A 14296-nucleotide genomic window follows, 5' to 3' on the forward strand; every position below is an offset into this window, starting at 1 on the left:
CCGCGCTCACGGTGCCGCACCGGCCATCGCGCGCAGGCTCTGGCGCACGGCCTGCCGTTCGCGTTCGTGCGTGCCGCCGCGCAGCTGGCCGGCGACCCACTCGGCCCGCTCCGGCGCGATGCCGCCGCTGCTGCGCCAGGCGCGCGCCTCGGCATCGGGTTTGTGCAGCATGGCGGCAAGCCACACCGCCTGCGCGGGTTCCAGCCGGCGCGCACTGCGGTCGAAGTAGCCGCGCGCCGCGGCCTCCGCGCCGCAGATGCCCGCGCCCCAGGGGGCGTTGTCCAGATACAGCTGCAGGATGCGCGCCTTGCCCAGCGTCTGCTCCATCTCCACGGCATACAGCAGCTCGCGCAACTTGCGCGTGGCGCTGCGTTCGTCGCCCGTCACGAGACGCTTGGCCAGCTGCTGGGTCAGCGTGCTGCCGCCGCGGCGCACGCCGCCGCTGGCCTGGTTGGCCTGCAGCGCGGCCTGCAGTTCGCGGAGGTCGTAGCCCGGGTGTTCGAAGAAGCGCTGGTCTTCGGCCGCGAGCACGGCACGTACCAGCCAGTCGCCCTGGCGCAGCCGGCTCGGCGCGCCGCAGCTGCTCGTGGCGTGGGCCAAGGCTTCGGTGCCGAGGCCTTGCACCGTGAAACCCTCCAGCCGCGGCTGCACGCGCAACGGGCCGGCGGGCAGTTGCCATTGCGCGCGCAAGGCGATCTCGCCGCCGATCCGCGCCTGCCGCAGCTCGGGCAGCTGCGGCGCCAGCACGGCGTAGGCGTCGGCGACGGGCGTGGCGGACAGGCGCAGCTGCAGCGCGAGGCCGCCGTCCCGCAGCCGGCCCGTGAACCAGGCCTGCAGCGCAGGGCCCTCGTCTAGGCCCGAGTCGGCACGGACCAGGCCCTGCAGGGTCTCGAAGTCACGGAAGACGGCGATCTGCAGCCGCTGCAGTTGCAGCGGCGCGCTGCCCAGCGCCGAAGCCGGCATGCGGCAGGGCGCGCATTGCAGGTGCAGGCTGCGGTCGCGGGCCTGCCAGTGCAGCTGCACCGGCCCCCAGCGCGTCTGCAGCCGGCGGCCGTCCAGCCACGGCGCGAAGGGGGCGGCCGTGGCCAGCCGCAGCGCCGCAGGCACGCTGACGCTGGTGTGCCAAGGCCCGATGCGCAGCGGCATCGCCCACTCGCCGGACTGGGGCGCCAGCAAGCGCAGCGCGACGGCGCCGGCCAGCAGCATGCCCAGAAGCAGGGCGGCAAGCGAGAGCAGCAGCAGGCGCAGCGCCCGGGCCGGGGTCACAGCAGCCCCGTGGCGGCGACGGAGGCCAGCGGCGTCGCCGTGGTCACGGCCAACCAGGGGCCGCTGGACTGGCCGCGCAGGGCCGCCCAGTACCAGGCCGAGGTGTCGGTGAAGGACTGGCCCCGGGCGTCGGTCGTGCGTTCGCACACGCGCAGGGGCTGGCCACCGGGGCGTGTGGCAACGAAGCAGCGCCACAGCTGCGCATGCGCATCGTGCTCCAGTCGTGCGCTGGCGATGCCGTAGCCCAGCGCGCGGTAACAGTCCTCGGCCGGGTGCAGCATGCGCGTGGGCGCCGTCACGTGGCGCAGCACCAGCACGCGTTCCCCATCGGTCATGCGCGCGATGGCGCCCGGGAACTGCCGCGCGAAGCGCTGCTCCACGGGCCCCAGGGCCAGCGGCCGCAGCGCGGCACCTTCCCATTGGCTGGGCCATTCCCAGGCGCTGGTCTGGGCGGGCACCGCATCGCCGGGCCGGACGGCCTGGGCCAGCCCCCAGAGCGTGCACAGGGCCAGGGCGGCAGCGAAGGCGGTCTTGTGCAGCACGCGCTGCACGAAGCGGTTGGCGAACAGGGTTTCAAGCCGCGTGGGCATGGCGCACTCCGAGGGACAGGGGTTGGGTGGCGGGCCGGTGCAGCTGCCATGCGATCGCGGCGCAGGCGGCCGCCAGCACGGCCAGGCCCAGCGCCTCATGGCCCCAGGCCGGCAGCGGCCGCCCCGCGCCCTCGGCCGCCACGAGCAGGGTGTTGCGCAGCACGTTGCCGGCCAGCACCGTGAGGCCCACGCCGGGCAGGCGCGCCAGCACGGTCCGGTCGGCCAGGCCGGCCCACAGCGCCGTGGCGCCGGCCGTGAAGTAGCCCAGCCAGGCCATCTGCACGCCCGAGCAGGGCGCGTCCACGATGACGAGGCGGCCGTCCACGAGCAGCGTGCTGCCTTCGCGCCAGACCGTGAAGAACGGCGCCAGCAGCCAGTGCGAGGCCTCGGCCGTGAGCACGCGCAGCGGGTAGCCGGCGTAGAACTGCAGCGAGGACAGCAGCGGCAGCGCCAGCACCGCGAGCAGCAGCACGGGCGTGGCCGCGACCTGGCGTGGCAGGAACGCCAGCAGCGTGGCGGCCAGCGCGAGCACCGCCAGCAGGCTGGACAACAGGGGCGGCCAGGCGCCGCGTGCGAGCGTGGCGGCCAGCGTCAGTACCGTGGCGGCGGCCAACCAGCCCAGGGCGGGCGAGGCGCGCAAGGCCTTGCGGTGCAAGGCCGCCAGCGTGGCGAGCGCGGCCAGCGCCAGCAGGCCCAGCGGGTCGTCGGCGCCGTCGGTCAGGCGCCACGCCATCCAGGCCCAGGCGGGCAGCAGGGCCAGCGCCTGCAGTGCGATCCAGGCCCAGGCAGGCAGGCGGTCGACGGCGATGCCCCAGCGCACGAAGCGCGGGCTGCGGACCAGGTCGTGGGGGCTCATCGCGTGAAGCTCCCGTTGCGCGTGCGCTGGGCACGGCGGCGCAGCATGGCCAGCACCGAGAGCACCAGCAGCACGGCACCCAGGGTCTCGGGCTCGGGCGTGCTGGGCACTTCGGCACCGGCGATCACCGTGGCGCTCTCGCCGAGCGCGCGCTCGCCCACACCCTGGGGCAGCGGCTGCGGCTGCTGCACGCGCTGGCTGGCGGCCGGTGCCAGCTTGCGCACCACCTGGTCGACCGCGATGAAGCTCGTGTAGGGCGTCAGCAACGCGTAGTCCAGGCCGAGCTGGGTGATCGCGGCGCGCTGGGCGTCGCCGCCTTCCAGCGCCTCCTGGTCGGTCAGCTGGGCGATGCGGTGGCGGGCCCACAGCGCGGGCAGGGCCGCGGCCTGGCCCGGCGGGACGGGCTGCACCTCCACCGCCTGTTGCCAGGGGCCGGCGGCGGTGTGGCCCTGGACCAGCATGCGGCCCTGGGGCCGGCCGCGCCACTTGCCGAACACCACGACGGGGCGCTGGCCCAGCACGTCGGGCTGCACGGCGGGTTCGAGGTCGTACACGTCCAGGCCTTCGAACTGCAGCCGCACATGGGTCAGCACGGGCGACTCCACCATGCGCCGAAAGCGCGCCGCCTGCTCGGGCGCCTGCACCGGGTCGGTGATGATGAAGGGCTCGCCGCCACCGGCTCGGGCCAGGCCTTCGAGCAGCGCGCGGTTGACCGAGGAGCCGATGCCGAAGGCGAACAGGTTGGCCTGGTTCAGGTGGCGCCGCACCAGCGCGAAGGCCTCCTGCTCCACCGTCACGTAGCCGTCGGTCACGACGACGATGGTGCGCGCCACGTCGGGCGTCTTGGGCTCGGCGTAGACGCGGCGCAGCGCCGGGATCAGCTCGGTGCCGCCCGCGCCCATGGTCTGGTCCAGCGCAGACAGTGCGCGGGCGATGTGGGCCTGCGTGGCCGGCACCGACTGGGGCGCCAGCATGCGGCTGCTGCCCGAGAACAGCAGCACGTTGAAGCGGTCGGTTTGCCGCAGGCCACCAATCAGGCGTTGCAGCATGGTCTTGGCCGTGTCCAGCGGAAAGCCGTGCATGGAGCCAGAGATGTCGACCACGAAGATGTATTCGCGCGGGGCGATCTGCGTGGCCGCCACGGCCTGGGGCGGCGCCACCAGCGCGAGGAAGAAGTTCTCGGCCTTCGGCCCCTGGCCCTCGGACAGCATGAGGCCGGCGGCCAGCTGGTCGCCGGCCAGGCCGTAGTCGAGCACGAAGTCGCGGTTGTTGGCCGGGCCGCTGCCGTCGGCCAGGCGCACGCTGGCGTGGCGGGGTCGGTCCTGCGCCTGCGTGACATCGATGGCGTGTGTGCGCGAGCGGATGTCCTGCAGCGGCAGCGGCGCGTCGAGCTGCATCTGCAGCGTGAAGCGGCTGGCGGGTGGCCTGCCGGCGCGCAGCGTGGGCTGGGCCGCCCAGGCGTTGCCGCCCTGGCTGGCCGCATGCGCGTAGCGCGGGCCGACGACGGTGGGGAAGACGAATTCGTAGCGGCCGTCCTGCGGCAGCAGCAGCTCGGTGTAGCGCAGCTCCACCTGCACGTCGTCGCCGGGCAGGATGTTGGCCACGCGCATCTGGAACACGTTGGGCCGGTGCTGCTCGAGCAGCGCGGCGGTCTTGCCCTCCTGCTTGGCCGCGGCGAATTCGATGCGGGCCTGCTGCTTCTCGCGGATCTGCGCGGTGACGACCCGCTCGCCCAGGCGCACCTGCAGGCCGCCCACGGCGGCCCGCGTTGAACCCGGGAACACGTAGTCGGCCTCGATGGGCACCTGGCCCTCGTTGCGGTAGTGCTGGACCACGCGCACCTCGGCGATCACGCCGGAGACCTGCACGGAGACCTCGGTGGCCTTGAGCGGCAGCGCGTCCACGCCGGGCGTGTCGCCCCGCACGAGGAAGTAGGGGCTCTCGGTCTGCTGGCGCGGGCCGTCGGCCTCGCGTGGCTGGGCCAGCGCGGGGCGGTGCAGCAGCGCGGCGCACAGCGCCAGCAGGGCCGCAGCAAGCCAGCGCCCGGCGGCGCTTTGGGGAAGAAGAAGGAAGGCGATCACGGGGTGTCCGCTGGAAGTGGCCGTGCGACGGTGCACGGAAGCCACTGTCGGCCGCGCATGCGAAGGCAGTGCGAAGGCGCGGGGCTTGTGTGAAGTCGGTGTGAAGTGGCGCCGCGCCGGGTCCAGAATGGACGCGAACCAGGTTCTCAGGAGGTCGACCCATGCATGGCTGCTGCCCGTCCCAACCCATGCGCTGCCGTACATGCCAGGCATGCTGACCGGCGGCTGCCTGTGCGGCGCCATCCGCTACGAGGCGGCAGGCGCGCCGTTCCACCAGACCTGCTGCCACTGCACGGTCTGCCGCCGCAGCACGGGCGCCCCGTTCGTGGCCTGGTTCAGCGTGCCGAAGGTGGCATGGCGGATCGTGCGGGGGGCGCCCACGCGGTTCCGATCCAGCCCGCACGCCACACGCAGCTTCTGCGGCCAGTGCGGCACCCAGCTCACGTTCGAGGACGACGATGCCGGGGAGGAGATCGACGTCACCACCTGCAGCCTCGACGACCCAGAGCGTTTGCCGCCCCAAGACCACACCCACGCCGGCAGCAAGCTCGCATGGACCGTGCTGGCGGACGGCCTGCCCGTGCACCGCGCTGCGCGGGCCGCGGACGAGGCGTCAGGATGAAGGGGCGGCTGCGGGGCACCGGCGCCGCCCATGAAAAAAGCCGCTCGAGCGAGCGGCTTTTTTCTTGTCCACGACGGACTCCACCGGGCGTGTGCCGTGTGGCGCGTGCTTACTTGGGCAGCAGCACCTTGTCGACCACGTGGATCACGCCGTTGGACTGCATGACGTCGGCGATGGTCACGGTCGCCGTGCCGCCCTTTTCGTCGGTGACCATGACCTTGCCGCCGCTGGACTTGGCCGTCAGCGTGCCGCCGGCCACGGTCTTGAGCGACGCGGAGCCCTTGCCGTCCTCGACCATCTTCACGAGCGACTTGGCGTCCACCTTGCCCGGCACCACGTGGTAGGTGAGGATGCCGCTCAGCATCGCCTTGTTCTCGGGCTTCATCAGGGTGTCGACCGTGCCTGCGGGCAGGGCTGCGAATGCGGCATTCGTCGGGGCGAACACGGTGAACGGTCCCGGGCCCTTCAGGGTGTCCACCAGGCCGGCGGCCTTGACGGCAGCGACGAGCGTGGTGTGGTCCTTGGAGTTGACGGCGTTGTCGATGATGTCCTTGGTGGGCAGCATCGGGGCGCCACCGACCGTGACCTGGGCGAAGGCCGTGACCGAGGCGACCGACAGCACGGCCGCCAGAGCGATCGAAGCGAGTTGAGGAAAGCGTTGCATGGATGCTCCTGTTGCATTGGCCGCCCCGGAGATGCGCGGCGGCACTGCTGATACGCGCAGCGCACCGCCCTGGATTCCCTTCAACTTGCCATCATCCCCAAAGCCCGGCCCCGTCCTACAAGCTGCGTGGCCCGGCCGCCGCTCGGCGCGCGGCCCGCGTCGCCCGGCGCCACGCTCAGGATGGGCCGCCATGTGGCCTGCCATTGCGCCAGTGCGCTGCCGTCCTGTGCGAAGACGAGGTCGAAGAAGGCCAGGCCGAGTTCTGCTGTCGCGCGCTTGGCCTGGGCGTTCAACGCGGCGCCGCCGGTGCGCGCGCGGTCGGTGAACATGCTGTGCGAGCCGCCCTCGAACACGGCCAGCAGCTTGCGGGGGTGGGCGATCGCATCGAAGACCGCCAGCCGGTCCTGCAGCCCGGAGTGGTAGCCGGGGATGTGGATCACATCGTCCGTGCAGGTCACGTGCACGGTCGGTACGTCGATGCTGCGCAGCACCGCCGCCGGATCGGGCTCGCCGTAGAACGGTGGCGCGGACAGCACGATGGCCGCGCGCAGGCGCGCGTCCCGGCAATCGACCACCCGCCCGCCGCGCACCACCTGTGCACCCACGGCCAGCAGCGTGGTGTTGGCGCCGTACGAGTGCCCGGCGGCCACCAGGCGCTGGCGGTCCACGGCCGCGCCCAAGCCGCCGCTGTCGTCCGAGAGCATGCGGTCCAGCGCGAAGCGCAGGTCGGCGGTGCGCGCGAGCGCTTCCGCTTCCTGGGCCGCAGCCTGCAGCCGGCCAAGCATGCCGAACGGGTTGCCGCGCCACAGGGCCGCATCGCTGCCCACATGCTGCACATGCAGGCTGGCCACGCCGTGGGCCGACCAGTGGCGCCCCAGGTAGCTGTAGCCCTGGCGCGACCCGCCGATGCCGTGCGAGAACACCACCAGCGGCACCGGCTGCGCGGGTGTGGCCGCGGCAGGCCAGTACAGGCGCACGGGCACCGGGCGTGCCCGGGTGGCGTCGACCCAGTCGAAATCCAGCACGCGCTGGGCCGGCGTGGCGGCGGGCTCGGCCGCGGCCAGGCCCGGGGTTGCCAGCGCGGCCAGCAGCAAGGCGTTCATTCGGCGCCGGCCCAGGTCGGGCGCACGCGCTGCGGGCGATGGGGTGGAGAGGGACAGCATGGCGCGTCAGACCGGCTGGGCCTGGGCCAGTGCGACGCCCAGGCGGGCACTGCGCGCGGTGCCTGGCGCTGTGGCCGCCGGACCGTCGCCGAACACCGCGCCGGTGAGCTGCTGCGACACAACCCATAGGCGGGCTGCGGCGGCCGTGTCCAGTGCCTGCGCCGGCACGCGGGCGGGCGCGGGATGGCCGCGGGTCTCGCTCAGCCGGTGCGGGCCGTGGTACTGGCCGCCCCGGGCCTGCGGCGCGGTCGCGGCGTACAGCGTCGGCCATGCGCCCTGCGCGGCGGGCTGGAACAGGAACCAGAGCCAGCGGCGCGCCAGGCCCGGCAGGCTGGCTGCGCCGGCCCCGTTGGGCAGCAGGTCGGTGCGCGCAATCCCAGGGTGGGCCGCCATGCTCTGGATCCCCCAGCCCGCGGCATCGCTGCGGCGCTGCAGTTCCAGCGCGAACAGCAGGCAGGCCAGCTTGGACTGGGCGTAGGCCTGCATGGGCGCGTAGTGCCGCTGCGCCTGCAGGTCGTCGAAGGCGATGCGGCCGTTGCGCGCGGCGATGCTGGACACGCTGACCACGCGCGGCGCATGGCCCTTGCGCAGCAGCGGCAGCAAGGCGGCGGTGAGCGCGAAGTGGCCCAGGTGGTTGGTGCCGAACTGCAGCTCGAACCCGTCGGCGGTCTGCCGCCGCTGGGGCGGCGCCATCACGGCGGCGTTGTTCACCAGCAGGTCGATGCGCTCGTGCGAGCCGCGCAGCGCCTGGCCGAAGGCCGCCACCGATGCCAGGCTGGCCAGGTCCAGCGGCGCGAACACCACCTTGGCCTGCGGAACGCTGTGCCGGATCTGCTGCAGCGCATCCCTGCCCTTGGCCGGGTTGCGCCCGGCCAGCACCACGCTGGCGCCCGCGCGGGCCAGGGCCAGCGCATCCTGCAGGCCGAGGCCGCCGGTGCCGGTCACCACGGCGGTGCGGCCGTGCAGGGGAGGGATGTCGGAGGCGGTCCAGTGGTTCATGGTGCTTGGCAGGGAGGGGCTAAACTGGGTGGTCAAACAATGCACTGAGTGCAAATATTATTGCACTCAGTGCAGTTTTGCAAAAGACCCCGGCCATGTCAGGAAATTCCCCCAGCACGGGCCTTGCGCCCGCCGAAGAAGGCCTGCGCGAGCGCAAGCGCCGCGAGACCCGCCAGCGCATCGCGGAGGCGGCGCAACGCCTGTTCCTCGCCCAAGGCTACGAAGGCACGACGCTGGACGCCATCGCGGCCGAGGCCGGCATCTCGCGCCGCGCCTTCTTCTCGTACTTCAAGTCCAAGGACGAGATCATCGTGTTCTGGCAGGCCGAGGATTCGGCCCGCCTGGTGGACGACCTGCGCAAGGCCTCGCCCGACCAGGCGCCGCTGGATGCGGTGCGCGACGTGATGGTCAAGCACATCGCGCGCTACACCACCGAGCAGATGACGGCCGTGGACAACCTCATGCGCTCCAGCGACGCGCTGCTGGCGCGCAAGCAGGCCTTCTATGCGCAGCAGGAGGTGGTGGTGTTCGACGCGCTGTGCGAGGTCTGGCGCCAGCCCGAGCGCCGTGCGGCCTTGCGCATGGTGGCCATGGTGTCCATCGGCGCCCTGCGGCTCGCGCTGCAATCCTGGCGCGAGCAGGCCGGCCCGCGCAAGCCGGCGGCCAAATTTCTGCGTGAGGCGTTCGACAGCCTGAAGACGGAGCTCTGACGCGGGCGGCCGTTCAGCCGGCCGGGGCCGCGCCTTCGTAGGCCGCCTGCAGCAAGGCCCGCAACGGCCCGGCCTCGATCGGCCGCGGGTTGGGGTAGGCGTCGCGCAGGGCCAGCGCGCAGGCCCGGTCGAGGTCTTCCTCGCGCATGCCGATGTCGCGCAGCGCCACCGGCGCGCCGAGCCGGCGCGCCAGCGCCTGCACGCCCTGCGCCGCGTCGGCCGTTCCCAGCGCGGTGGCGATGCGTTGCATGGCCTGCGGCGCCGCGCCCGCGTTGTAGGCCAGCACGTGCGGCAGCACCACGGTGTGCAGCTCGGCGTGCGGCAGGTTGAAGCTGCCGCCCAGCGTGTGGCACAGCTTGTGGTGCAGCGCCATGGCCACGCTGCCCAGCACCAGGCCGCACAGCCAGGCGCCGTACAGCGCGTCGCTGCGCGCGGCCAGGTCGTGCGGCGCGGCATGCAGTGCGGGCAGCGCGCGGCCCAGCGCGGCGATGCCCTCGGCCGCCATCAGGCCGGTGACCGGGTTGCCGTCGGCCGCGTGCGCGATGGCGTTGATGCCGCTGACGACCGACAGGCCCACCGGCAGCGCCAGCGTGAGCGCCGGGTCGTACAGCACGCTGCGTGGCAGCACGCGCGCGTCGCGGCCCGTGCGCTTGAGGCCGTTCTCGGTGAGCCCGTAGATGGGCGTCATCTCCGAGCCGGCATAGGTGGTGGGGATGGCCAGCACCGGCAACGGCGACACCAGCGCGATGGCTTTGGCCAGGCCCACGGTGGAGCCGCCGCCCACGGCCACCAGCGCGTCGGCGCCGGCCTCTGTCGCCGCGGCGCGCGCGGCCTCGGCGCTGGCCAGGGGCACGTGCATCACGGCACCGTCGAAGATGCCGGCGGCGCGCGATCCCAGCAGGTCGGCCACCGCCTCGGCCTGCGCGCGCTGCGGCGCGGTGCACAGCACCAGCGCCTTGCGCGCGCCGAGCCGGTCCAGCTCCTCGGGGGCCTGTGCCAGCGTGCCGGCGCCGAACACCACGCGCTGGGCGCGGCTCTCGTAGGTGAAGGGGCGTGCAGCGGTGTTCATTCGACGCTGATCCTGCGCTTGGCGATGAGCTGGCCCCAGCGCTGGCTCTCGCGCTGTACCAGCTGGTCCATGGCGGCGCGGTCGCCGGCCACGACCTCGAAGCCGTTGTCGGCCAGGCGGCGCGCCAGCGCGGGCTCGCGCAGCGTGGCCGTCATCGCGGCGGAGAGCTTGTCCAACACCGGCGCGGGCGCTTTCGCCGGCGCCACCATGCCGACCCAGGAGTAGATCTCGAAACCCTTGTGCGTCTCGGCCACGGCCGGCACCTCGGGCAGCGCCGCGCTGCGCGCCGGTGCCGTGACGGCCAGCGCACGCAGCTTGCCGGCCTGCACGTGGGGCAGGACCAGCGGCAGGCTGGCGACCATGGAATCCACGTGGCCGCCCAGCAGGTCGGCGATGGCCGGGCCGCCGCCCTTGTAGGGCACGTGCAGGCCGCGGCTGCCGGCGGTCTCGTGGAACAGCTCGGCCGCCAGGTGGTTGGAACTGCCCGCGCCGACCGAGGCGTAGGTCACGTCGCGCTGGCGCGCGGCAGCCACGTACTCCGCCAGGGTCTTGTAAGGGGAGGCCGCGGGCACCACCAGCACCATGGGCGAGCGCACGGCATAGGAGACGCCGGCGAAATCGCGCAGCGTCTCGTAGGGCAGCTTGCGGTGGATGTGCTGCTCGGTCGCGTAGGAGTCGAACACCATGGCCACCGTGTAGCCGTCGGGTGCGCTCTTGGCGAGCTGGGCCATGCCGATGGTGCCGCCGGCCCCGCCGCGGTTGTCTACCAGCACCTGCTGGCCCAGCCGCTCGCGCAGCGGCTCCTGCAGCATGCGGGCCACCTTGTCCACGGTGCCGCCGGCCGCGAACGGCACGATCAGCGTGAGCATGCGGCTCGGGTAGTCGTTGGCCCGCGCCGGCCCGGCGCCGGCCAGCAGCAGGGCCATGCCGGCACCCAGCAGCGCCTGGCGCCGGCGCGGGCTGGCGGGAGGGATGCGCCCGCGGGCGCGCGTTGTCTCGTGTGGATGCATGGCGTGAAGGGTCGCGATCGAAGAAGGCGGCCGATGCTATTCTTTGCGCCCCGTGGCGGGAATACCGCGCGCGGGCCAAATGCCTTTGCGCGAGGTGCACAGATGAATTCCCTGGGCTTTGCCGAAAGCCTGTCCCTGTTCGTCGACGTGGTGCAGGACAGGAGCTTTTCCGCCGCCGCGCGGCGCCGCGGCCTGGCGGCCTCGTCGGTGGCGCGCCAGATCGACGCGCTGGAGCGCGAGATGCAGGTGCCGCTGCTCACGCGCTCCACGCGCGCGCTGGCGCTGACCGAGGCCGGCGCGCTGCTGTACGAGCACGCGCTGAAGATCCTGCACGACCTCATGGACACGCGCAGCGAGGTGGTGGCGCTGGACGGCAGCGTGCAGGGCCTGCTGCGCGTGAGCTGCGTGCCGGCCTTCGGCCGCCGGCACGTGGCGCCGCACCTGCCTGCGCTGTTCGACCGCTACCCGGCGCTGAACGTGGAGCTGGAGCTGACCGAGCGCGTGGTCGACCCGCTGGCCGAGCGCTTCGACCTCGTCATCCGCATCGGTGACCAGCCCGACAGTGCCCTGGTCAGCCGGCGCATCGGCAGCCAGCGCTACGTGATGGGCGCGTCGCCGGCCTACCTGCGCCGCCACGGCACGCCGCAGCGCATGGCCGACCTGGCGGCGCACCGGCTGATCGACCGCCAGCACAGCACCAGCGTGCGCGGCTGGCGCGAGCTGCCCGGCATCGACTGGCGCCAGCCGGCGCAGATCGCATTGGAGAGCAACGACTGCGACACGCGGCGGCTGTGCGCGGCGCGCGGCCTGGGCATCGCGCTGATGCCCAACTGGGCCATCGGCGAAGACCTGGCGGCCGGGCGCATCGTGGCGCTGCAGCTGGAGGACGCGCCGCCGGCCGAGGTCAGCGGCATCCACCTGCTGCGACCCGGCGGCCGGGCCAATGCCAAGGTGCGTGCGTTCACGGAGCACCTGCTGCTGAGCATCGGTTCGGCGGCCGGCTGGGTGGGCGCGGCAGTGCCGCAAGCGCGCGGCGCCGTGGCCGAGCCCGTAGCGCCGCTCGAGGCGCACTAACGCCGCAGTGGCAGGGTCAGCGTGGCGAGTGCACCGCCGCCCGGCGCGTTGTCCAGCAGCGCCTGGCCGCCGTGCTGCTGCGCGATGGCGCGTACGAAGGCCAGGCCCAGGCCGGTGCTCTTCTTGCCGCCGTTCGGCCGCGCCAGCGAATAGAACTTTTCGAACACGCGCTGGCGGGCATAGTCCGGGATGCCGGGGCCGTGGTCGCGTACACGCACGCGGGCCTGGCGCGCGTCGGCCGCCAGCGTCAGCGCCACGGCGCTACCGGCGGGTGCGAAGTCCAGCGCGTTGGCCAGCAGGTTGCTCACGGCGCGGCGCAGCAGGAAGGCGTCGCCCCAGACCGTGGGGCTGGCCTGCAGCGCCAGTTCGATGCGCAGGCCGCGCGCCGCGGCGGCGGCCTGGTGGCCGGCGGCCAGCTCTTCGAGCAGCGGCGCCAGCGCCACCGGGCCGGCATGCTCGAGCACGCGCCGGCTCTCCAGCGTGGTCAGCTCCATCATGCGGTCCACGATCTCCTGGATGCGCTGGGTCTCGCGCGTGATGTTGTCCAGGAAATGCGCGCGCGCGTCGGCCGGCATGGCCGGGTCGTCCAGCAGCTCGGCCGCGCCGCGGATGGCCGACAGCGGGCTCTTGATCTCGTGCGTGAGCGTGGCCACGTGGTCGGCCATGGTGTTGCGGCCGGTCAGCGCGTCGCGCGTCTCGTGCACGCCTGCCCGCAGCGTGGCCACGGCATGGCGCAGCATGGGGCCGGGCCGCAGGCGTGGCTGCGTGCGGGCCCAGGCCAGGTAGTCGCGCACCAGGCCGAACGGGCGCACCAGCCAGGCGGAGACGATCAGCGCGCCCACCAGCAGCGCCAGTGCCGAGCCCACGCCGACCCAGATCGTGCGCCAGCGTGCGTCCTGCACGAACTTGCCGAAGCTCTGCACCGGCTTGCCCACGCTGACCACGCCGATGGTGACGTGGTCGCGGTTGCGGATGGGCGCGGCCACGTACATCACCGAGCTGGTGGCGTCGTGCGCCACGTCGCGCGAGGTGCGCGCGCCGTACAGGCCGTCCAGCGTGTAGCGCACGTCGCGCCAGTCCAGGTAGTCCTCGCCCACGTGCTGGCCGATGCGCCCGCGCTGCGCGTCGAACAGCACGCGGCCGTCTGCGTCGGTCACGTAGATGCGCAGGTCCACGCGGGTCTTGCGCAGGCCGTAGATCTCGGCGTCGAACTGGCGCGCGTAGAGCGTGCGCAGCAGCGGCTCCAGCCGGGCCGGCGCGATGCGCTCGCCCTGCACGTCCTGCTCGATCAGGCTGGCGACGAGGTTGGCGGTGTCGACCAGCGATTCCTCGGCCGACTCGCGGTAGCGCGGGTCGATGTCGCCGACCACGCGGTACAGCAGCAAGGCGATGCCGGCGACGTAGATCGCCAGGATGCCGAGGAAGATGCGCGTGCGCCGGCTCACGGCGTGGGTGGCAGGTTCTCGTGCAGCGCGTAGCCGGTACCGCGCAGCGTGCGGATGGGCTCGACCTCGGGCGCCACCACCTTGAGCTTGGCGCGCAGGGTCTTGACGTGGGCATCCACCGTGCGGTCCAGGCTCTGGGCGGCGTCGTCCCAGACCATGTCGAGCAGCTCGTCGCGCGTGTAGACGCGGCCGGGCCGCTGCACCAGCAGGGCCAGCAGGCCGTACTCGTAGCGCGAGAGTTCGAGCGGCTGGCCGTAGTAGTGGATCCGGCGGCGTTCGCCGTCGATCTGGAACACGGGTGGAGCGCCGCCTGGGGCCACGGGCGCCGCAGGCGCCGTGCCGCCACGCGCGCTGCGGCGCAGGATGCTGCGCACGCGCGCCACCAGTTCGCGCGGCGAGAAGGGCTTGGCGATGTAGTCGTCGGCACCAAGTTCCAGTCCGACCACGCGGTCGATCTCGTCGCTGCGCGCGGTCAGGAACAACATGGGCACGCCGTCGGCGCCGGGCAGTTCGTGCAGGCGGCGGAACAGCTCGAAGCCGTTCATGTCGGGCAGGCCCACGTCGAGGATGGCCAGGGCGGGCTTCTCGGCGCGGTACTGGGCCAGCGCCTCGCCGGCCGTGGCGCACCAGACGGGTTCGTAGCCGTCGGCGCGCAGCACATAGGCCAGCGTGTCGGCGATGCCGGATTCGTCCTCGGCGATCAGGATGCGGGGGCGGGGGGCTGGGGCGGGCATGGCGGCATGGTAA

14 protein-coding genes are annotated in these 14296 nt (G+C 73.2%); 3 read left to right on the forward strand and 11 right to left on the reverse strand.

Annotated elements, in window-relative coordinates; all coding sequences use genetic code 11:
- Positions 1-6: 6 nt before the first annotated feature.
- Genes ASF45_RS28190 through ASF45_RS28205 form a run of 4 tightly spaced genes read right to left on the reverse strand, consistent with a single transcriptional unit; the run spans position 7 to position 4793 of the window.
- A complete protein-coding gene (locus tag ASF45_RS28190; protein WP_235581055.1) occupies positions 7-1266 on the reverse strand; it encodes a biosynthetic peptidoglycan transglycosylase in 1260 nt (419 codons plus the stop codon).
- The gene (locus ASF45_RS28195) at positions 1263-1856 is read right to left on the reverse strand and encodes a hypothetical protein (protein ID WP_056671436.1); all 594 of its coding nucleotides are present in this window, start codon (positions 1854-1856) and stop codon (positions 1263-1265) included. Before ASF45_RS28195 ends, ASF45_RS28190 begins: the two co-directional genes overlap by 4 nt.
- Positions 1840-2712, reverse strand: coding sequence for an exosortase Q (gene xrtQ / locus ASF45_RS28200; protein WP_056671438.1), 873 nt, complete (start codon positions 2710-2712; stop codon positions 1840-1842). The genes ASF45_RS28195 and xrtQ overlap by 17 nt, the downstream gene beginning before the upstream one ends.
- Entirely contained in the window at positions 2709-4793 is a 2085-nt protein-coding gene (locus tag ASF45_RS28205) for a VIT domain-containing protein (RefSeq protein ID WP_369802181.1), read from the reverse strand. Before ASF45_RS28205 ends, xrtQ begins: the two co-directional genes overlap by 4 nt.
- 127 nt (positions 4794-4920) lie before the next feature.
- Here ASF45_RS28205 and ASF45_RS28210 point away from each other — a divergent pair, with 127 nt between their 5' ends.
- Positions 4921-5415 carry a GFA family protein gene (locus tag ASF45_RS28210; protein ID WP_235581056.1) on the forward strand — a complete coding sequence of 165 codons (495 nt, stop codon included), beginning with the start codon at positions 4921-4923 and terminating at the stop codon, positions 5413-5415.
- 109 nt (positions 5416-5524) lie between these two features.
- Here the strand turns inward: ASF45_RS28210 and ASF45_RS28215 are convergent, their stop codons facing one another.
- From ASF45_RS28215 to ASF45_RS28225, 3 genes are all read right to left on the reverse strand, one after another.
- On the reverse strand, positions 5525-6079 hold the full coding sequence (locus tag ASF45_RS28215) for a fasciclin domain-containing protein (RefSeq protein ID WP_056671442.1): 555 nt from the start codon (positions 6077-6079) through the stop codon (positions 5525-5527).
- Positions 6080-6159: 80 nt separating this feature from the next.
- On the reverse strand, positions 6160-7242 hold the full coding sequence (locus ASF45_RS28220; RefSeq protein ID WP_200932227.1) for a hypothetical protein: 1083 nt from the start codon (positions 7240-7242) through the stop codon (positions 6160-6162).
- A 6-nt stretch (positions 7243-7248) separates the two neighbouring features.
- On the reverse strand, positions 7249-8241 hold the full coding sequence (locus tag ASF45_RS28225; RefSeq protein WP_082551326.1) for an SDR family oxidoreductase: 993 nt from the start codon (positions 8239-8241) through the stop codon (positions 7249-7251).
- 95 nt (positions 8242-8336) lie between these two features.
- Between ASF45_RS28225 and ASF45_RS28230 the strand changes: the two genes are divergently transcribed.
- Positions 8337-8951 (forward strand): TetR/AcrR family transcriptional regulator, encoded by a 615-nt coding sequence (locus tag ASF45_RS28230; RefSeq protein WP_056671444.1) that lies wholly within the window; start codon positions 8337-8339, stop codon positions 8949-8951.
- 13 nt (positions 8952-8964) lie between these two features.
- Here ASF45_RS28230 and ASF45_RS28235 read toward each other — a convergent pair whose 3' ends face one another.
- Positions 8965-10020, reverse strand: coding sequence for a maleylacetate reductase (locus tag ASF45_RS28235; RefSeq protein ID WP_056671446.1), 1056 nt, complete (start codon positions 10018-10020; stop codon positions 8965-8967).
- Positions 10017-11030 (reverse strand): tripartite tricarboxylate transporter substrate binding protein, encoded by a 1014-nt coding sequence (locus ASF45_RS28240; protein ID WP_082551327.1) that lies wholly within the window; start codon positions 11028-11030, stop codon positions 10017-10019. Before ASF45_RS28240 ends, ASF45_RS28235 begins: the two co-directional genes overlap by 4 nt.
- 102 nt (positions 11031-11132) lie before the next feature.
- On the opposite strand from ASF45_RS28240, the gene ASF45_RS28245 reads away from it, so the two are divergent.
- Entirely contained in the window at positions 11133-12104 is a 972-nt protein-coding gene (locus ASF45_RS28245; protein WP_056671448.1) for a LysR family transcriptional regulator, read from the forward strand.
- Here ASF45_RS28245 and creC read toward each other — a convergent pair.
- Both creC and creB read right to left on the reverse strand, forming a co-directional pair.
- Entirely contained in the window at positions 12101-13549 is a 1449-nt protein-coding gene (creC, locus tag ASF45_RS28250; protein ID WP_056671450.1) for a two-component system sensor histidine kinase CreC, read from the reverse strand. The genes ASF45_RS28245 and creC overlap by 4 nt on opposite strands.
- The gene (gene creB / locus ASF45_RS28255) at positions 13546-14283 is read right to left on the reverse strand and encodes a two-component system response regulator CreB (protein WP_056671452.1); all 738 of its coding nucleotides are present in this window, start codon (positions 14281-14283) and stop codon (positions 13546-13548) included. Before creB ends, creC begins: the two co-directional genes overlap by 4 nt.
- Positions 14284-14296 lie beyond the last annotated feature (13 nt).

Origin of the sequence: Pseudorhodoferax sp. Leaf265 (genome assembly GCF_001422365.1) — a bacterium.
Lineage (GTDB): Bacteria > Pseudomonadota > Gammaproteobacteria > Burkholderiales > Burkholderiaceae_C > Pseudorhodoferax.